Raw genomic sequence first — 17,710 nt, 5'->3', positions numbered from 1 at the left:
TGCCAGGGCAGGTATGGACGACTGCTTGTCGTGGCGTGGAAATCATACTTTTAGCGCGCATGTTTTTCACATGATCTACATCAAAATTTTCCAGAAAACCCAATAATATTGCAGGTTGGGAAATTTTTGATCTGGATCAATTTTTTAATATGCTGATCAAATGTATGATTTGATCAAGGTCAAGCGGTGCAGATTCGCACCAGACATTACTAGGTGAGAAAAACATGAAAAGGACCATCATTTCGCAAGCCCTCCTGACGCTGGTTATCGGCGCAGCTTCCTTGTCGCCAGCTGGCTTGTCGTCGGCACTTGCCCAGCACGCCGGACACGGCGCCGCTACGGGAAGCTCGGCCGTTCAGTACCGGCCGGACGTGACGTACACGCTGCGCACCGATATTGCCGACGGCAAGCTGGTGTTCATCAGCGAGACGGGCGCCAACAAGGGCACGGCCAACCCAACGCTCAATGTGCCTGAAGGCGCAGTAGTGCAGATCAATCTGGTCAATGGCGACGGCGCCACCCACGACTTGACGGTGCCCGACTTTAACGTCAAGTCGAACCAGATCAACGACAAGGGCGCCAGCACCTCGATCGTCTTCAAGGCCGACAAAAAGGGCGTCTTCAATTATATCTGCTCCTTGCCCGGCCACGTTGCGGCCGGCATGATCGGCAAGATCATCGTCGGCGGGGCAGTTGCCGCGCCGGTGGCCAAGGGCGCCGACATTTCGCGCAACCCGACCGACGTGGGTACGCCGGTCGGCGCGCGCGGACCGCAAAAGCTGACGGTCGGGCTGGAGACGACGGAAGTCGTCGGCCAATTGGCTGACGGCACCACGTACAAATACTGGACCTTCAACAGCAAGGTGCCCGGTCCCTTTTTACGGGTACGGGTCGGCGACACGGTCGAGGTAAACCTGAGCAACGCCAAGGATAGCCACATGATCCACTCGGTTGACTTCCATGCAGTAACCGGTCCCGGCGGCGGCGCTGCAGTCACCCAGGCCGCGCCCGGCAGCACCAAAAGCTTCACGTTCAAGGCGCTCAATCCCGGCCTGTATGTGTATCACTGCGCCACTCCGATGGTCGCCCAGCACATCTCGAACGGCATGTACGGCATGATCCTGGTCGAGCCGGAAGGCGGCCTGGCCAAAGTGGACCGCGAGTTCTATGTGATGCAAGGTGAGCTGTACACCGCTCAGCGCCACGGCACGCCAGGCGAAGCCGAGTTCTCGCTCGAAAAACTGCTCAACGAGCAGCCCGAGCACCTGATGTTCAACGGCACCCACGATGCGCTCACCAAGACGCACCGCATGGAAGCGAAAGTGGGCGAAACGGTGCGCATTTTCTTCGGGGTGGGCGGGCCTAACCTGACGTCGAGCTTTCACGTGATTGGCGAAGTGTTCGACCGCGTCTATTCGCAGGCTGACCTGACGTCGCTGCCGGCAAAGAACGTGCAGACGACAACGGTTGCGCCCGGTGGTGCTACGATGGTGGAATTCAAGGTCGAGGTGCCGGGGCGTTACATCCTGGTTGACCATGCACTGTCGCGCATGGAAAAAGGCCTGGCCGGTTTCCTCTACGTGACGGGCAAGGATAACCCGGAAGTGTTCCGTACCACCAGCAGGCCCGACGCCCCTTCAGGACACTGATCCGGCAACGCGTTTTGCAAGACCCGCAGCCTGCGGGTCTTTTTTGCGTTGTGGTTTGGCGTTGTAGTTTGCGTTTGTACTTAGCTTCGTTTGAATGAAAGATGCACCATGCTTACCTCCAAAATCGACCGGCGCGAGTTTCTCAAGCGGCTGCCGCTGTTTGCCGACTTCACCGCCGACGAGCTCACCGTGCTCGCCGCCGCCACCCACGAAGTGCATGTCCCGCGCGGCACGCCTATTTTCCACCGGGGCGACCCGTGCCGCGGCTTTCACATCGTCATTTACGGCCAGGTCAAACTGGGCTTTTTGTCAGTCCAGGGTGATGAAAAAATCGTCGAGATCATCGGGCCGGGCTTTAGCTTTGGCGAAGCGCTGATGTTCATGGAAAAGCCGTATATCGTTGGCGCCACGGCGCTGGTTGACACCATGCTGCTGCACATTGCCAAGGAAGCCGTGTTCGGCGAACTGGAACACAACCCGGCGTTCGCGCGCCGCATGCTCGCTGGCATGAGCCGGCGCTTGCATGGTTTGATGAAGGATGTGGAGTCGTATTCGCTGCGCTCGGGAAGCCAGCGCATTGTCGGCTACTTGCTCAAGGATGAACCGGACGGCGATGGTTCGCAGGTCACGCTCGCCGTCAGCAAAAAGCTGCTCGCTTCGCGCCTGAACCTGACGCCCGAGTATTTTTCACGCGTGCTGCACGACCTGTCGGAGCTGGGCATGATCACCGTGAAAGGGCGCTTGATCACGATCCTGGACATTGAACGCCTGCGCACCTACGAAGGCTGAAAGATCGCCTTGATCTTGCGGCAGCTGTTCGCCGCGCGCCACAGGTCGGTTGCCAGCAGCAGGCTCGAGACGGCCAGTAGCGCGCAGGCCGGGCGCACCAGATAGCCGGGCCAGTAGACGGCTCCCAGCAGCGCCGCCAGCGCCAGCGCATGCCAGTAAAATTGGCGCCGCGCCAGAGCGTCGGGCAGGATCAGGCGAATCGTCGGCACCTGGCCCTTGGTCGCATGCGGATCGCTTTGCAGGTGATACCACAGCAGGAACGGCACAATCTTGTACAGCATGCCGTTGACCGCACCCATCGCAAAGCCGCCGATGAACACGACGCCCAGGGCGAGCGGGGCTTGCGCTGACGGGGGCAGAAAGAACAGCAGCGCGCTGGCCGCCAGGCTGCCCAGCGACAGGCGCCAGTAGCGCGTGGTGGCGTCCGGCTCCTTGCGCTTGCGGGTAGTGAGCAGCCACGCCGTGAAGGCGGCAAAGGCGACCAGGGCTGCTGCCAGCAGGGCGCCGGCATACGGGGCGCCGCCGGACCAGGCGGCCAGCAGGCTGAAAAGGAGCCATGGCGCCCAGCGCGTTACCTGCGCCGGATAGAGTTTCGATGACTGGAACATCGGGATCACCTGGAACGCGACGCCCACCACCAGCATGGCGACCCACCCGAGCAATCCCCAGCCGGCATGCAGGTCGGCCAGCATCGGCACCGGCGCGGCCAGTGCGCCGCTCAGGGCGAACGCCAGCGTCACGCCCAGGGACACCGTGACGGCCAGGCCGGCCAGTGCCAGCCGCATGCCGCGCACCATCGGCATGGCGGGCGCCGTGCCAGGGCGCCACAAGGCGCGTCCAATGACGACCAGGAGCACGGCGAAAGCGCACGCCAGCAGCAGCGCGGCCGGCAGAAACAGGAAACTTGCCCCCAGGCCCAGCGCGCATGCCAGCAGCAGGGCGCCCAGCGCCAGGCCGCCCCAGGCCGTCGCCGCCGCCGCGCGGCTCACCGGCACGGCGGCGCCGGTGACCACGGGAATCAGCTGCAGCATCGAACCTGCCATCGCCATGCCCAGGTAACCCAAGGTCAGCAAGTGGGTCGAACCGAGCACGCCGGCCGACCAGCGCGAGGCGAAGGCGCGCTCGCCGGCGGCAAACAGCGCGAGCGCGGCGAGCACGCCGAACCATGGCGCGGCCAGCAGAAAACGCAGCGGCAAGCCTGGCGCGGGCGAGAGCGCATAGGCAAGGGAGCGCTGCATCAGCGCTCCCGGATCACGATCTGGTACAGGCCCGGCTCCGGCTGGGTAGTGGTGTATAGGTAGTTATTGCGCTCCAGGATGCGAAACAGCGGGTGCGGTTCGCGTTCGATCAGCAAGCGGATCTGCTGGCCGGCGAGCAGGCCGGCGAGGGCGTCGAGCACGCGTTCCATGGGTTCGGGCGGGAACATGCCGCGCAAGTCCAGGAACACTTCAGGGGGAACGGTGTGCTGTGTCATGGCGCTCTCAAAGAAAGAAGAGGGAGAAAGAACAGGGGGTTTTTGGTGATGGCCGTGGCGACGATGTAGCCAAAGCAGGCGAGGGCGGCGACAAAAGCGGCGCCGCGGATCAGGCGCGTCTTGCCGTATTTGAGGGCGACCGAGCCAAGCAGGATGTAGGCGATCAGCGCGCCCACCTTGGCCGCCAGCCAGGCGCTGGTGGTGGGCGACTGGCCGCTCCACCAGGCCAGCGCGATGGCCGTGGCCAGCAGCAGCGAGTCGACCATGTGCGGCAGGCTTTTGACCCAGGCGCGCTCGCGCATGGGCGAGTCGGCCAGCATCCACACGCCGCGCACCAAAAACAGCGCCGCGCTGATGGCGGCGAAGGTCATGTGCGCATGCTTGAGAAGGAGGTAGTTCATGGTGTCAGGGTACGGCAAAAGGAGAGCAGATGGACGCCTTCGGGCGCGGGTCCGGGGCCAATGCCCAGCAGGGCCGACAGCGGCACGCGGTCAAGCCGCTCAAGAAAAGCGGCGGTGGCTTCAGCCAGCAAGCCCTTGAGAACGCAGCGGCCGGCCAGCAGGCAGTTGCTCGGTGCGGCGGAAAAGCAGTCGACCATTTGAAAATCGGGCTCCGTCATGCGAATGACAGACCCTAACATGATTTGCTCGGGTGGCCGCGCCAGCTGGATGCCGCCGGCGCGCCCGCGCAGTGTTCGCAAAACGCCAAGCGCGCCAAGCTGGTGCGCGATCTTGGTCAGGTGGTTGCGCGAAATGCCATGAATGCCGGCGATCTCGCGCACCGTGATGAGCTTGCCGGGATGTCCTCCCAGATGCATCAGCAAGCGCAGTGCATAGTCGGTGTAGTCGGTCAGGCGCATGGGTGATCCCTGTTGCGTGAACATGCAACCGGCGCCGGCTGCCAACCAACTGGCAGGCCGGCGCCGGGGGTCTTTACTTGACGATTGCCAGCTGTGCTGCCGCCAGTTTGCGCGCAGGACGATTCTGGAACACCAAGCGCCACATGAACAGGACCAGGAACATCACGCCGACGGTGAACACGATGTCGCCCGGTACCCGCAGCCAGACCATGGTTTCCATGAACGCGGAGTGGACCACTTCAGGCGAGCGGGCGTACCAGACGCCGCGCGACACGCTTGCCCAGGCCTGGTAGATGCCGGCCGGGACCAGCGAGATGAACACCATCATCGCCAGACCAATGTTGAGCAGCCAGAACATCGGACGCAGCGCGCTGTCGGACCAGGCCAGGCGATCGGACAGGCCGCGCAGGCAGAACAGCATCAGGCCGATGCCCAGCATGCCGTACACGCCGAACAGCGCTGCGTGGCCGTGGGCTGCCGTCATGTTCATGCCTTGCATGTAGTACAGCGCGATCGGGGTGTTGATCGAAAAGCCCAGCAGGCCGGCGCCAACGATGTTCCAGAAGCCCACTGCGATGAAGCACAGGATCGGCCACTTGTAGTTCTGTACCCACGGCGCCGCTTTCGAGCGCTGGAAGTTGCGGTAGGCTTCAACGCCGATGATCGACAGCGGCACCACTTCAAGCGCGGAGAACATGGAGCCGATCGCAATGACGGCGGTCGGGGTGCCGGTAAAGTACAGGTGGTGCAGCGTGCCCAGGATGCCGCCGAACAGGAACACGATCGTTTCAAGCACGATGGCGGTGTTGGCTGAAGCGGCGCGAATCAGGCCAAGGCGGGTGAACAGCAGCGCGATGACGGCAGTGGCGAACACTTCAAAGAAGCCTTCAACCCACAGGTGGACCAACCACCAGCGCCAGTATTCAACCATCGAGTAGTGCGTTTTTGGACCCCAGGTAAGCGAGGTGGCATAGAAGCCGCCGATGCACAGTGCCGCCAGGAATACCATGGCGATCAGGCCACGGCTTTCCGATGGCTTTTTCAGGGCAGGCCACAGACCGCGGCCGAGCAGCAAGACCCAGAACAGCAGGCCAACGAACAGCAGGATCTGCCAGATACGGCCCATGCTGGTAAATTCCAGGCCCTGGTTACCGATCCAGAAGGCAAAGTCGGTGCCCTGTTTTTGCAGCGTGCCGAGCCAGCCGAAGGCGGTCGAGCCGACCACGATGAACAGCAGCGCATAGAACAGCACGTTCACGCCCAGCGCCTGGTACTTTGGCTCATGGCCCGAAATGGCAGGGGCGATGTACAGGCCGGTGGCCAGCCACGCGGTGGCGATCCATAGCACCGCGAACTGGGTGTGGATGGTGCGGCTGATGGTAAAGGGCAGGATCTGGGCCAATGGGAAGCCAAAGAAGCTGGTGCCTTCCACCGAGTAGTGGGCCGTGATGATGCCCATGCCCACTTGCGCCAGGATCAGGCCGACGACCACGAAGAAGTACTTGCGGGTCGCTTTCATCGATGCGGTGGGCTTCAGTTCGAACAGCGGGTCGTCCTTGGCCGGAACCGGGTCGCCTTCTTCCTTGTGCATCGAATGGTAGAAGATCATGCCGCAGATGGCGCCGATCATCAGGATGACGCTGGCGATCGACCAGATGCCGGTGCCGGCGGTCGGCGTATTGTCCACCAGCGGCTCATGCGGCCAGTTGCTGGTGTAAGACAGGTTGGTTTCACCCGGGCGGTCGGTGGCCGCTGCCCACGCCGTCCAGAAGAAGAAGGCGGTGAGCGACTCGCGGTCGTAGGCCTTTGGCAGCGCGTTGGGCGTCATCGCATACTGTTCGCGCAAGGCGTTCAGGGAAGCGGCGTTGCCGAACAAATCGTTGAAGTGCGCAGCGGTGCGGCGCACGGCTTCGGCCCGAATTGGCGAGAGCGCCAGGGTGCCGGTTGCCGCGTCATAGGTGTTGGTGCGCAGTTCGGTCTTGACCATGACGTCGATTTTGCCCTTGTCGCCGGCGTCGAGCTCAACGTACTTGCGCGAGAGCGTGCGTTCGGCGAGCAGGTCTTGCAAGGCGAGCGCCTCGCGGTGCAGCCAGTCGGCCGACCAGTCGGGCGCGACGTAGCTGCCGTGGCCCCAGACGGTGCCGAGCTGCTGGCCGCCGGCCATGAGCCATGCCTGCTGGCCGTATTGGACGTTATCTTTCGAGAAGAGCACAGTTCCGTCGGTACTGCGGACCTGCATCGGGATGGGCGGCGCCTCAAGGTAAATTTCACGGCCGACCCAGCCAAGGGCGGCAAATGAAAGTACGCAGATGACAGCTAGCCATGTCCATAGTTTGCGCGTGGCGTGCATGATGTTCCTTCTGATGTTGTAGTGATGGAGTGAGTACTAAGATGCATTCTATTTGCATCTTTTATTCGGTGCAAAGATTATGTAGGGCTAAAATTGATCCAGTTTAGGTTTTTCCGCAGTAGTGGTGGCGGGGGTGCGCGGTCGGGGTTGGCGGCACTGGCACGCCAGAACGTGCATGCCAGATAGCGCCAGGAGAGCGGATCTTATCGGCATTGCGCGGGAATTGCCCATGATGTAGATCAAATTTCCGGAAGAACACGTGGCACGTGCAAATATAGTTGCGCAGCGCACGATTCGGCTTGCCGCGCTTCGCAGGCGTGACTACCATGATTGCCGAATAGAAGCAATTGACGCCGCTGTCTGCGGCGAAAACAGGAGAACGACCATGGGAAACAACGATGCGACAGGCTTGAAGGGCGCGCCCTCGTCGGCAGTCCATTTCGACGCCGCGCTGATTGCAAAAATGAGCCAGCAGGGTCCGCGCTATACGTCCTACCCGACCGCCGACCGCTTTCGCGCCGGCTACGGCCATGCCGAGTATGCCGCCGTGGTGGCGGGCCTGGGCCAGGGCGCCGCGCGATTGCCGCTGTCGCTCTATCTGCACATCCCGTTTTGCGAGTCGCTGTGCTACTACTGCGCCTGCAACAAGATCATCACCAAGGAACACGACAAGGCGGCCATCTACCTCGATTACCTGAAGCGCGAAATCAGCCTGCAGGCAGCCTTGCTTGGCAGCGAACAGCGGGTCGAGCAGCTACACTTGGGCGGCGGCACGCCGACCTACCTGACCGACGCGCAGATGGCCTCGCTCATGGAGCACCTGCGCAGCTGCTTTACCTTTGCCGACGACGATAGCGGCGAGTATTCGATCGAGATCGATCCGCGCACCGTAGACCCGGAGCGCATTCGCTCGCTGCGGCGCCAGGGTTTCAACCGCGTGAGTCTGGGCGTGCAGGACTTTGACCCGGAAGTGCAAAAAGCGGTCAACCGCATCCAGCCCGACGCCCTGACGCACGACGCGATCAGCGCAGCGCGCGCGGCCGGTTTTCGCTCGATCAGCATCGACCTCATTTACGGCCTGCCCAAGCAAAGCTTGAAGACCATCGGCGAGACGCTGACCAAGGTGGTGGCGGCCAGCCCGGACCGCATCTCGATCTACAATTACGCGCACATGCCGCAGCTGTTCAAGTCGCAGCGCCTGATCGTCGACGCCGACCTGCCCACCGACCATGACAAGCTGGCCATGCTGGGCCTGTGCATCGAGCGCCTCACCGCAGCCGGCTACGTCTACATCGGCATGGACCATTTCGCCAAGCCCGACGACGAGCTGGCCGTGGCCCAGCGCAGCGGCCAGCTGCACCGCAACTTCCAGGGTTACTCGACGCACGCCGATACCGATATGGTTTCGTGCGGCGTGTCGGCCATCAGCGCCGTGGGCGAGTCGTACTGCCAGAACGAAAAATCGCTGGAGCGCTATTACGCCGGGCTTGATGCGGGCCACTTGCCGGTGGCGCGCGGGATTGAACTGACGCCGGACGACGTTATCCGGCGCGACGTGATCGGACGCCTGATGTGCGACTTTGCGCTGAGCGTGCGGTCGGTGGAGCATGCGCACGGCATCGACTTTGCTCTCTACTTTGGCCCGGAACTGGCGCGCCTGCGCGAGTTCGAGGCTGACGGCCTGCTCACGGTGCAAGACGCCGCGCTGACCGTCACGCCGGCCGGGCGCCTGCTGGTGCGCAACCTGTGCATGGTGTTCGACAAATACTTCGGCAGTCCCAACGAGATCCCGCTGCAGCGCATGCGTTACTCGAAGACGATCTGAGAGCGCGTACTTAAGCTGGTTCTTAAGCTGGTTCTTAAGCTGGTTCTTAAGCTGGTTCAAGTAAATCGGCGCGTGCGGTCCGTGCACTGGAAAGCTCGTTCTACAATTGTTTTGCCGCGTTTGCGGTTTATATGGAGATGATTATGAAGACCACGATTTTCGCCTTGCTTGCCTTCGCCGCCATGGCTGTCGGCGGCCAGGCACAGGCCAACGCCGATCTGGCAAAGGCCAAGAACTGCATGGGTTGCCACGCGATCGACAAGAAGGTGATCGGACCGGCTTACCGCGATGTGGCGGCCAAGTACAAGGGGCAGAAGGACGCCGAAGCCAAGCTGGTGGCCAGCATCACCAAAGGCAGCACGGGTGTCTGGGGTCCGATGGCGATGCCGCCGAATGCCGTGAGCCCGGCTGAAGCGGCCACGCTGGCCAAGTGGGTGCTGGCGCAGAAATAACGGGCAGGGTGATGTAACACGCTCGCCGGTCCTGGAAAGAACATGGATTGCGATGTTCTCGACCCCACAGCGCCAAACCAACATCGTCCTCGCGCACGCGGGGACCTATAGAACGGTTCAACTGAGCTACCGTTCTATGGGTCCCCGCGTGCGCGAGGACGATGTTGGTTTGGGCTTTCGTGGTGTCAAAGGTGGCGATTTCTAGTCGGCAGCCAGACGGTCGGAAAAGCGCGTCGCCGAACATGAGTTGCGATGTTCTCAACCCCACGGCTCCAAACCAACATCGTCCTCGCGCACGCGGGGACCTATAGAACGTTTCAACCGAGCTACCGTTCTTTGGGTCCCCGCGTGCGCGAGGACGATGTTGGTTTAGGCTTTCGTGGTGTCAAATGTGGCGATTTCTAGTTGGCAGCCAGTAGATACCGGAGAAGCGCGAAGCGAGCATTCCGACATGAGCCGTCGATGACGCTTGTCGGTATGCCCGCTTCTGGCAGTGCGATCAACTAAACCGCTGCGCTAGCCGCAGCTGCCAATGTAATGACACTCGCTGCAATGGCTGCACCCATCAACCTTGTGCAAGGCATAGGCTCCGCAGTCAGGACACTTGCGCCCCGCATGCTGCGCAGCTTGCGCGGTTGGCACTCGCGGTGCCGGCGCTGCTGCACCCTCGAGCTGGCGCGCCAGTTGCTCTGTCGGCACCTGGTTGCCCTGCTGGTCCAGAAACCCGCGCCGTATCAGCACGCGCTGCAGCGTAAAGGCAATCGCCGCCACTTCCGAATCGTGATACACCGGCACCTCGGCGCCATCTGCGCGCGTGAGCGTACCGCAGCGCACCGGCCCCTTTTCCCACACTACTTCGCGCATGTCCGCCAGGGCCTTGGCAACCGAGCTGCCGGCGCGCGCCGCCAGCGAAAGCAGGCGCATGGTCGACGTGATCCACTGCTGCCCGTCGCTGCGCTGGTTGGCCGGCATGAAAAACTCGAACGGACGCTCGATGACCACCGGCAGGCCCGCCAGGCGCCCCTCGGCGCGGATGAAACTGACCGTCAGGTAGGCCGCCTTGGCCCCTTCCTGCGTACTGTAACGCACCTTGCAGGTGACCGATTCCAGTTCCCCGGACGGGCGGCTGTCAAAGCGCCGCCGCAGCGGGTCTTCGTCCGGCAGGCTTGGCGCCGGTTCGGCCGGGGCCACACTGAGCACGCTGGCCAGGCCCGCGTTGGGCCGGTAGGTGGCCAGGCCTTTCAGGCCGGCACGCCAGGCGTCGCGGTACAGGTTCTTGAAGTCGGCATACGGATAGTCGGTCGGAACGTTGACGGTTTTTGAAATCGCCGTGTCGATGAACGGCTGCACCGCCTGCATCATGCCCAGGTGGTCGGTGGCGGCCATTTGGAGCGCCGTGACGAACTGCGCCGGCAAGGCGGCTGCGTCGCTGACATCGTGGCCGAGGTGGCGATACAGGCGCCACGCATGGTCGGCCACCTCATAGCTGCGCGTGCTGCCGTCAGCCATGCGCTTTTTGCGGAAATAGGTCCACGAAAAGGCTGGTTCGATGCCGTTCGAGGCGTTGTCGGCAAAGGCGAGCGTGATGGACCCGGTCGGGGCGATCGAGAGCAGGTGCGAATTGCGGATGCCATGTTCGGCGATCTGCTCGCGCAGCGCCTGCGGCAGGCGAGCGATAAACTGGCCGCCCAGGTAGGCGTCGGCGTCAAACAGCGGGAACGGGCCTTTTTCGCGGGCCAGTGCAATTGAAGCGGCGTAGGCGGCGTCGCGCATTTCTTCGGCGATGCGCGCGGCCAGGCTGCGCCCCGCCTCGCTGTCGTAGGCGACGCCGAGCATGACCAGCGCGCTGCCCAGGCCCAAGAACCCCAGTCCCACGCGGCGCTTGGTGCGGCCTTCTTCGGCCTGCTGCGGGAGCGGCCACTCGGTGGCGTCGAGCGCCAGGTCGAGCATGCGCACGCCCACGGCCACCACTTCGCGCAGGCGCGCAAAGTCGAGCGTGGCGCCGGGCGTAAATGGCGCGTCGACAAAACGGGTCAGGTCGACCGAGCCCAAGTCGCAGCAGCCGTACGGCGGCAGCGGCTGCTCGCCGCACGGATTGGTGGCGCACAGCTCTTCGGCGTAGTACAGATTGTTTTCGGCGTTGATGCGGTCGATGAACAGGACGCCCGGTTCGGCATGGTCGTAGGTGGACTGCATGACGGCATGCCACAGCAGGGACGCGTCCAGCGTGTGGTAGATCCATTGGCCATCGATCCTTTGGCGCGCGCCGGCGGCGATCTGGTCGTCCGACGGTTCTGCAGCGTGCACCAGCTCGAACGGCAGCTTGGCCTCGAGCGCCTGCATGAAGGCGTCGGTTACCGCAATCGACAAATTGAAGTTGGTCAGGGCGCCGTCATGCTTGGCCGTGATGAAGCGTTCGATGTCCGGATGGTCGATGCGCAGCACGCCCATTTGCGCGCCGCGCCGCGCGCCGGCCGATTCCACCGTCTTGCAGGAGGCGTCGAATACCTCCATGTACGACACGGGACCGGAGGCGCGTGAATGGGTGCCTTTGACCTTGCTGCCGCACGGGCGGATGGCGCTGAAATCGTAGCCCACGCCGCCGCCGCGGCGCATCGTCTCGGCCGCTTCGGCAAGGGCCGTGTAGATGCCCGGCAGGCCTTCGTGCAGGCCGGTCACCGAGTCGCCAACGGGCTGCACGAAGCAGTTCATCAAGGTCGCCTTCATGCCCATGCCGACCGCTGAATTGATGCGCCCGGCGGGAATGAAGCCTTGCTGCTGCGCCCACAGGAAGCGCTCGTTCATTGTCTCGTGCAGCTCGGCGCTCTCGTACTGGGCCAGCGAACGGGCCACCCGTGCCTGCACTGCGGCGATGCTGTCTTCGCTGCCCTTTGCGTATTTTTCGCACAAGACATCGATCGATACTTCCTGCGCGGGCAGGGTGCGGTTAAACATATTTTCGTTGGCGTTCATGCGTATCCTGAAATCTGTATGCCGGCCGCCACGACGGCGCCAGCGCACGCTACTATCGGCCAGGCGATGAAAAAAGTCCTTGAAGCAGGCTAAGGATTTGGCAGCACCAGGATCGTGCCGCGCATGCCGGCCTCGTAGTGGCCGGGCAAAAGGCAGGCGTATTCCAGTTCGCCGGATAGCTCGGCCTGCCACAGGAACTGTTCGCTGGCGCCGGGAGCGACGTGCAGCATGGCGCTCCCGGCCCCATGCCCGTGGTGACCGGACTGGCGCCGGTTCGCGATGTCGTCGCGGGTGCCAATCACGATTTCATGCTGCACCTTGCCCTGGTTGCGGACGATGAAGCGGATCGTCTCGCCATGCTCGACGCTTAACTCGCCGGGCGCAAAGCGCATGCTGTCGTACATGCCAATGTCGACCGTGCGCGCCTGGCCGGCAGTGGCGGTTTGGCCGTGCAGTATCGCCAGTGTCGCCAGCAGTGCCGCCGCGGCGCCCATCGCGTTCATGCTGCATCCTTGGGCGTGGCGTGCCGGGAAAACGGCGCCAGGCGGCGCAGGAACAGGTCCAAGGCGCCCAGTTCGAACGCGTCAATGGCGTTCTTGAAAAGCAGGCCCAGTTCCGTGTCGCCTTCGAGCACTAGGCGGCGCCGGAAAAACAGGCTGTCCGGGTCTTCTTCGCGCCGCGCCAGCAGCCACAGGTCGTGCAGCGAGGCTGCAATGGCAAGGTCGGGCGTTGCCTGTGGCGCGGATGGTGCAAAGCCGGTTTTGCGCCAGCTGACATCAAAGGCGATGCCAAGATCGCTGACCCGCAGCCGCAGCAGCTTGCCTTCCAGGCCGGCCTTGGTGTCGGCGGCCAGCTGGGGTGCCAGCGATGCATTGAGCATGCGCGCAAACAGCCATGAACCGGGGTAGGCGGGAAGGCGCGACAGGACGCTGCCAAGGGGCGGCAGCAGAGGCGGCAACACGGGCAGGGGGCGCTGGCGCCAGGTCATGCCGCCACCTGCTGCATGCCGCTCTGGCCGTACCAGTAACCGTTGCAGGCTTCGCCCGGCAGCAAAGGCGCCAGCTGCGCGCGGGCGTCGCTCGCGTCCAGCAAACCGCGCCTGGCCTGGTCGTAGATGGCGAGCACTTGCGCCGTGCCGCTGGCCTGGGGACTGATGCGCAGCACGTCCACGCCGCAGCGCGCCAGGTCTTCCAGTTCGCCGATCAGGCAGTTCACGGACGCGGACTGGGTCTGGGTGCCGTTCAGGACCAGAAAGGGCTTTTGCTCGCGGGTGCGCAGCAGCAGGCCGTCGGGATGGTCCAGGCAACTGAACTGGCAGTCGTCCTTGGGCAGGTTGCGGTTGCGCGCCGTGAAGCAGCGCGCCGAAAAGGCGAGCGGCATGCGCCCATGGGCGAAGATCTCGGTTTCCATCTGCACCGGGCCGTCGCGCATCACATGGGCCAGCTGTTCGCGCCCCATCTCCAGCGGCAGCACCCAGCGCGATGCGCCCAGTTCGGCCAGCACTGCCAGCGAAGGGCCGTTGTACAGGTTCAGGTGGGGTCCGGCGACAAAAGGCGTGCCCGGCGCCATGCTGTGGACGGCGCCAAAATCATTCGCTTCGACCAGGTAGCGCCCGTTGGCGGCGATTTTGCGCAGGGTTCCCAGTTCGCTGTTCGATTCGATCAGCGCCTGGGTCGAGAGCACGGCCTGTTTGCCGGCGTCGGCCAGCAGGTCGGCCACGTCGAGCCAGTCGCTCAGCTTCATTTCGTGGCGGCGCGAACAGACCGTCTCGCCCAGGTAGACGATGTCGGCCGGCCCTTCGGCCACCTCCTGGTAAAAATCGAACGTGGCCGCGCGCGGCCAATAGGTCAGTACGGGGCCAAGGGCCAGCTTTAACATGGACTAAACTCCGGTAGTATTCATTTCCAGGCGCGGTGATAGGCGCCCAGCGTGTGCTGCTGGCCTTCGGCCACTTTGTCCAGCGCCGCCATCCAGGCCGGGTGGACCGAGTATCGCGGCAGGTTGTCGCGGCAGGCGTCGAGCGCTTCGCGCCACACCCGCGTGACCTGGGCAACGTAAGCGGGGCTGCGCTGCCGGCCTTCGATCTTCACGGCGCGCACGCCGGCCGCGATCAGTTGCGGCAGCAGTTCGAGCGTGTTCAGGCTGGCCGGTTCCTCGATCGCGTAGTAGTTCTCGCCCTCGACCTCGAAGCGCCCTTTGCACAGCGTGGGGTAGCTGGCGTTCTCGTCGTTTGCGTAGCGGTCGATCAGCACGCCGTTCAGGCGCGCCTCGAGCGACTGCGGGGTGGTGTGCCAGCGCACAGCCTTGGCCGGCGAGCACACGCCGTGGGTATTGGGCGACTCGCCGGTAGCGTACGAGGACAGGGCGCAGCGGCCCTCGACCATGACGCACAGGCTGCCAAAGCCGAAGACCTCGATTTCCACCGGCGTGCTGGCGATCACCTGGCGCACCTGCGCCATCGAGAGCACCCGCGGCAGCACGGCGCGCGCAATGCCAAAATGGCGGTGGTAAAAATTGATCGCTTCGGCGTTGGTGGCCGAGCCTTGCACCGACAGGTGCAGGCGCAGTGCCGGATGGTGTTCGGCGACCCAGGCCATCAGGGCCGGGTCGGCGCAGATCAGCGCGTCCACGCCGGCTTCGGCGGCGCGCTGCGCGGCCTGGCGCCAGGCGCGCCAGTCGCCGGCCTGCGGATAGGTGTTCAGGGCGACCAGTACCTTGCAGTTGCGCTTGTGGGCATAGGCGACGCCTTGCGCAATGGTCTCGTCGTCAAAATTGAGGCCTGCAAAATTGCGCGCGTTGGTCGCGTCGCGAAAGCCGAGGTAGACGCAATCGGCGCCATTGTCAACGGCGGCCTTGAGGGCGGGCAGGCTGCCGGCCGGGCATACCAGTTCGGGAACTGCGTGAGTAGTTGAAGTGTTCAAGTAGGTCTGTCGCCTGTCAATTAGAGCGCTGGTTCGATTTCGAGCGGGGTCGCTACGGTGGTGGACTGATGTGGCTGCTGCAGGCGCCGCACGCCCTGCACGAAGCGCTCCAGCGTGTCCGACACCACGCCGCGCGGGATCATCACTTCGATCAGCTCGAAGCGGCCGCGCCGTTCAAGTGCGGCGTCCAGCGCGGCGCCAAGTTCGGCGCGGGTGTTGACGCGGCAGCCGTTGCCGCCCAGCGCAGGCGCCATGTCGGCGAAGTGCCAGTCGCTCAGCGCAGTAAAGCCGGCCGCCGGTTCGAAGGCGCGCAGCATCTCCCAGCTGCAGTTGTTAAAGACGATGACGATAGGGTCCCAGCCGTAGCGCTGGCAGTTGCCCAGCTCCCAGCCTGTCATCTGGAAGGCGCCGTCGCCGACCAGGATGACGGGACGCCCCGCGCCGCCGGCCTGCAGCCCGAGCCCGGCCGGCACGCCGTAACCCATGGTGGCGTAGTAGCCGGGCGCCACCAGCGCGGTGTGGGCGATATCGAGCGCGGTGAAAAGGCAGTCGCCAATGTCGGACGCGAGCGGCAGGCCGGGGTCCGTGGCGAGCATGTCGTTCAGGGCGCGCGCGATGTCGCGCGGGGCGATCGAGGCCGCGTCGCGCTGCAGGCCGTGCGGGTAGGACGGCGGCGCCAGCGCGTGCGGCCGGTCGCAGACCCGGTGCCCGCGTTCGAGCAGAGCGTCCACCAGCGCTTCGAGCGGCACGCCGGGGTAGACCTCGTAGTCCATCGTCACCGCGCCGTCGCAGGCCAGGATGGCGCCGTGCAGATCGACCTTGTCGCCCGAGACGCCAAAGTTGGTGTCCGAGACGATCACGCCCAGCATGAACAGCGCGTCGGACTGCTCGACCGCCGCCGACAGCGCCAGCGGCCCGGCCACGCCAAGGTAGGTGCCCAGCAGAGGAACGTCGGTCTCGGCCAGCAGGCCGCGGCCCATGAAGGTAGTGGCCACCGGAATGCCCAGCAGGTGCGCGAGGCGGGCGACTTTTTCCTCGATGCCGTAGCGGCGGATTTCGACGCCGACCAGCAGCAGGGGGGAACTTGCCTGCGCCAGCCTGGCCAGTACCGCGTCCGCGCAGGCGGCCAGCGCGCGCGCCGGCACGGGCGCTCTCGCCAGGCGTTCAACCGGCGCGCAGGGCGCCATCACTATGTCGCGCGGCAGCTCGATATACACCGGGCGCGATTGCGCGATGCAACTGGCCAGTACGCGCGCAATGTCCTGCGGGGCGCGCGCCGGGTCGTCGAGGACCACCTGGTCGCAGGTGATCTCGCGGAAGATCGCCATTTGCGAGTCGAGCGTCTTGGCCTGGTGGTGCAACAAGTAGCCGCTGCGCCGCTCCGCCGCGCCGGGAGCGCCCGAAATCACCACCAGCGGCACCTTTTCGGCATACGAGGACGCCACGGCATTGACCATGTTCAGCGCACCGGCGCCGTAGGTGACGGCCGCCACGCCCAGGCGGGTATGGTAGCGCGCGGCCGCATCGGCGGCAAAGCCGACTGCCGGTTCATGGCTCAGGGTATACATGGGCAGGATGCCGGTCGTTTCCACCTGGCGGAAAAACGCCAGAATAAAGTCGCCGGGAATGCCGAATATTTCACGCGCGCCGTGCTGGCGCAGCGCGTGCAGTAAAGCCTGTGACAGATTCATGGGGGACTCATTGGAGGCGAGCCGATCCAGTGCCGGCCCACACGCAATGTATCCCAGGCAGCAGCCTGTCCGCCTTAAACTGGATTAAGGAAAACGAAAGCCGATGCGAGCCGGAACTTGCGCCGCGTCAGCGTGCCGGCGTGGCCAATGGACGGCCCTTGTCCACGACGTACACGCCGACAAACCGGACCGGCGCGCCGCTGTCGTTACGCGCGCCATGCACTTTGCCGGCCGGGACCACGAACGCCTCGCCGGCCTTGATGGTGCGGGCCGGCTCGCCGTCGATCAGCAGTGCGACTTCGCCTTCGATGACATAGCTGATTTCGTCGCCCGGGTGGGTGTGGCGCGGCGCGTTTGCGCCGGGGTCGATTTCGCCGCGCACCACCACCGCTTCACGGCCGGGGGCGGCCACGTCGGCGGTCAGGACCGGGGTGCGCTTGACCTGGGCCAGTGCGAGCGACGGCGGGAGCAGGGCCAGAGTAAGGGCGAGGGCGGCGCATTTCCGGGCGCTAGCCTGAATGTTTCATAAACTGCCACTGCGTGTCCGGCTGGCCGACGCAGTGCCTCATCGGCAGCAATTTCAATGTTGCGAGCAATAGCTCCCCTACCCATTTAAACGGGACATTAATGAAGCGGCATGGGGTTGATGTTTGGCGGCGGGGTGGTCAGTTCTCGGCAGACCGGACGTGACTTACTCAGGACGAGTTAAATGACCTGGCCGGTGTCG

Annotated in this window: 16 protein-coding genes; 4 read left to right on the top strand and 12 right to left on the bottom strand. The window is 64.2% G+C overall.

Annotated elements, in window-relative coordinates:
* Window positions 1–224 precede the first annotated feature (224 nt).
* Window positions 225–1,649 carry a copper-containing nitrite reductase gene (gene nirK, locus ACP7BV_RS15740; RefSeq protein WP_426105119.1) on the top strand — a complete coding sequence of 475 codons (1,425 nt, stop codon included), beginning with the start codon at window positions 225–227 and terminating at the stop codon, window positions 1,647–1,649.
* A 108-nt stretch (window positions 1,650–1,757) separates the two neighbouring features.
* Window positions 1,758–2,438 carry a Crp/Fnr family transcriptional regulator gene (locus ACP7BV_RS15735; protein ID WP_426105118.1) on the top strand — a complete coding sequence of 227 codons (681 nt, stop codon included), beginning with the start codon at window positions 1,758–1,760 and terminating at the stop codon, window positions 2,436–2,438.
* On the opposite strand, the gene ACP7BV_RS15730 is transcribed toward ACP7BV_RS15735, so the two are convergent.
* Genes ACP7BV_RS15730 through ACP7BV_RS15710 form a run of 5 tightly spaced genes read right to left on the bottom strand, consistent with a single transcriptional unit; the run spans window position 2,426 to window position 7,121 of the window.
* The gene (locus ACP7BV_RS15730; protein ID WP_426105116.1) at window positions 2,426–3,676 is read right to left on the bottom strand and encodes a hypothetical protein; all 1,251 of its coding nucleotides are present in this window, start codon (window positions 3,674–3,676) and stop codon (window positions 2,426–2,428) included. The genes ACP7BV_RS15735 and ACP7BV_RS15730 overlap by 13 nt on opposite strands.
* A complete protein-coding gene (locus ACP7BV_RS15725) occupies window positions 3,676–3,912 on the bottom strand; it encodes a DUF2249 domain-containing protein (RefSeq protein WP_426105115.1) in 237 nt (78 codons plus the stop codon). Before ACP7BV_RS15725 ends, ACP7BV_RS15730 begins: the two co-directional genes overlap by 1 nt.
* Window positions 3,909–4,313 carry a SirB2 family protein gene (locus tag ACP7BV_RS15720; protein WP_426105113.1) on the bottom strand — a complete coding sequence of 135 codons (405 nt, stop codon included), beginning with the start codon at window positions 4,311–4,313 and terminating at the stop codon, window positions 3,909–3,911. Before ACP7BV_RS15720 ends, ACP7BV_RS15725 begins: the two co-directional genes overlap by 4 nt.
* Window positions 4,310–4,795 carry an RrF2 family transcriptional regulator gene (locus ACP7BV_RS15715; protein WP_426105111.1) on the bottom strand — a complete coding sequence of 162 codons (486 nt, stop codon included), beginning with the start codon at window positions 4,793–4,795 and terminating at the stop codon, window positions 4,310–4,312. Before ACP7BV_RS15715 ends, ACP7BV_RS15720 begins: the two co-directional genes overlap by 4 nt.
* 49 nt (window positions 4,796–4,844) lie before the next feature.
* Window positions 4,845–7,121: a nitric-oxide reductase large subunit gene (locus tag ACP7BV_RS15710; RefSeq protein ID WP_426105110.1), complete on the bottom strand. Its 2,277-nt coding sequence runs from the start codon at window positions 7,119–7,121 to the stop codon at window positions 4,845–4,847.
* A 385-nt stretch (window positions 7,122–7,506) separates the two neighbouring features.
* Between ACP7BV_RS15710 and hemN the strand changes: the two genes are divergently transcribed.
* Window positions 7,507–8,946: an oxygen-independent coproporphyrinogen III oxidase gene (gene hemN / locus ACP7BV_RS15705; protein ID WP_426105109.1), complete on the top strand. Its 1,440-nt coding sequence runs from the start codon at window positions 7,507–7,509 to the stop codon at window positions 8,944–8,946.
* 143 nt (window positions 8,947–9,089) lie between these two features.
* A complete protein-coding gene (locus tag ACP7BV_RS15700; protein WP_426105108.1) occupies window positions 9,090–9,398 on the top strand; it encodes a c-type cytochrome in 309 nt (102 codons plus the stop codon).
* Between the two features lie 516 nt (window positions 9,399–9,914).
* Here the strand turns inward: ACP7BV_RS15700 and ACP7BV_RS15695 are convergent.
* From ACP7BV_RS15695 to ACP7BV_RS15665, 7 genes are all read right to left on the bottom strand, one after another.
* Complete coding sequence (locus ACP7BV_RS15695; RefSeq protein WP_426105106.1) at window positions 9,915–12,371, bottom strand: adenosylcobalamin-dependent ribonucleoside-diphosphate reductase; 2,457 nt, start codon at window positions 12,369–12,371, stop codon at window positions 9,915–9,917.
* An 89-nt stretch (window positions 12,372–12,460) separates the two neighbouring features.
* Window positions 12,461–12,874, bottom strand: a complete 414-nt coding sequence (locus ACP7BV_RS15690) for a plastocyanin/azurin family copper-binding protein (protein ID WP_426105104.1) — start codon at window positions 12,872–12,874, stop codon at window positions 12,461–12,463.
* Window positions 12,871–13,359 (bottom strand): ubiquinone anaerobic biosynthesis accessory factor UbiT, encoded by a 489-nt coding sequence (ubiT, locus tag ACP7BV_RS15685; protein WP_426105103.1) that lies wholly within the window; start codon window positions 13,357–13,359, stop codon window positions 12,871–12,873. Before ubiT ends, ACP7BV_RS15690 begins: the two co-directional genes overlap by 4 nt.
* On the bottom strand, window positions 13,356–14,249 hold the full coding sequence (locus ACP7BV_RS15680) for a U32 family peptidase (protein WP_426105102.1): 894 nt from the start codon (window positions 14,247–14,249) through the stop codon (window positions 13,356–13,358). Before ACP7BV_RS15680 ends, ubiT begins: the two co-directional genes overlap by 4 nt.
* Before the next feature lie 20 nt (window positions 14,250–14,269).
* Window positions 14,270–15,292 carry a ubiquinone anaerobic biosynthesis protein UbiU gene (gene ubiU, locus ACP7BV_RS15675; protein ID WP_426105101.1) on the bottom strand — a complete coding sequence of 341 codons (1,023 nt, stop codon included), beginning with the start codon at window positions 15,290–15,292 and terminating at the stop codon, window positions 14,270–14,272.
* A gap of 20 nt (window positions 15,293–15,312) precedes the next feature.
* The gene (gene ipdC, locus ACP7BV_RS15670; RefSeq protein ID WP_426105099.1) at window positions 15,313–16,983 is read right to left on the bottom strand and encodes an indolepyruvate/phenylpyruvate decarboxylase; all 1,671 of its coding nucleotides are present in this window, start codon (window positions 16,981–16,983) and stop codon (window positions 15,313–15,315) included.
* 127 nt (window positions 16,984–17,110) lie between these two features.
* On the bottom strand, window positions 17,111–17,395 hold the full coding sequence (locus tag ACP7BV_RS15665) for a cupin domain-containing protein (protein WP_426105098.1): 285 nt from the start codon (window positions 17,393–17,395) through the stop codon (window positions 17,111–17,113).
* Window positions 17,396–17,710: the final 315 nt, after the last annotated feature.

The sequence above is a fragment of the Massilia sp. TSP1-1-2 genome (assembly GCF_049896185.1).
Classification (GTDB): domain Bacteria; phylum Pseudomonadota; class Gammaproteobacteria; order Burkholderiales; family Burkholderiaceae_D; genus Telluria_A.
The sequence above is the reverse complement of the archived record's forward strand: the minus strand, read 5'-3'. Positions and strand labels throughout refer to the sequence as shown.

Excerpts from the sequence above, each read along its gene's own strand:
- nirK (WP_426105119.1), top strand. The coding sequence starts at position 225 with ATGAAAAGGACCATCATTTCGCAAGCCCTCCTGACGCTGGTTATCGGC.
- ACP7BV_RS15735 (WP_426105118.1), top strand. The coding sequence starts at position 1,758 with ATGCTTACCTCCAAAATCGACCGGCGCGAGTTTCTCAAGCGGCTGCCG.
- ACP7BV_RS15730 (WP_426105116.1), bottom strand. The coding sequence starts at position 3,676 with ATGCAGCGCTCCCTTGCCTATGCGCTCTCGCCCGCGCCAGGCTTGCCG.
- ACP7BV_RS15725 (WP_426105115.1), bottom strand. The coding sequence starts at position 3,912 with ATGACACAGCACACCGTTCCCCCTGAAGTGTTCCTGGACTTGCGCGGC.
- ACP7BV_RS15720 (WP_426105113.1), bottom strand. The coding sequence starts at position 4,313 with ATGAACTACCTCCTTCTCAAGCATGCGCACATGACCTTCGCCGCCATC.
- ACP7BV_RS15715 (WP_426105111.1), bottom strand. The coding sequence starts at position 4,795 with ATGTTCACGCAACAGGGATCACCCATGCGCCTGACCGACTACACCGAC.
- ACP7BV_RS15710 (WP_426105110.1), bottom strand. The coding sequence starts at position 7,121 with ATGCACGCCACGCGCAAACTATGGACATGGCTAGCTGTCATCTGCGTA.
- hemN (WP_426105109.1), top strand. The coding sequence starts at position 7,507 with ATGGGAAACAACGATGCGACAGGCTTGAAGGGCGCGCCCTCGTCGGCA.
- ACP7BV_RS15700 (WP_426105108.1), top strand. The coding sequence starts at position 9,090 with ATGAAGACCACGATTTTCGCCTTGCTTGCCTTCGCCGCCATGGCTGTC.
- ACP7BV_RS15695 (WP_426105106.1), bottom strand. The coding sequence starts at position 12,371 with ATGAACGCCAACGAAAATATGTTTAACCGCACCCTGCCCGCGCAGGAA.
- ACP7BV_RS15690 (WP_426105104.1), bottom strand. The coding sequence starts at position 12,874 with ATGAACGCGATGGGCGCCGCGGCGGCACTGCTGGCGACACTGGCGATA.
- ubiT (WP_426105103.1), bottom strand. The coding sequence starts at position 13,359 with ATGACCTGGCGCCAGCGCCCCCTGCCCGTGTTGCCGCCTCTGCTGCCG.
- ACP7BV_RS15680 (WP_426105102.1), bottom strand. The coding sequence starts at position 14,249 with ATGTTAAAGCTGGCCCTTGGCCCCGTACTGACCTATTGGCCGCGCGCG.
- ipdC (WP_426105099.1), bottom strand. The coding sequence starts at position 16,983 with ATGAATCTGTCACAGGCTTTACTGCACGCGCTGCGCCAGCACGGCGCG.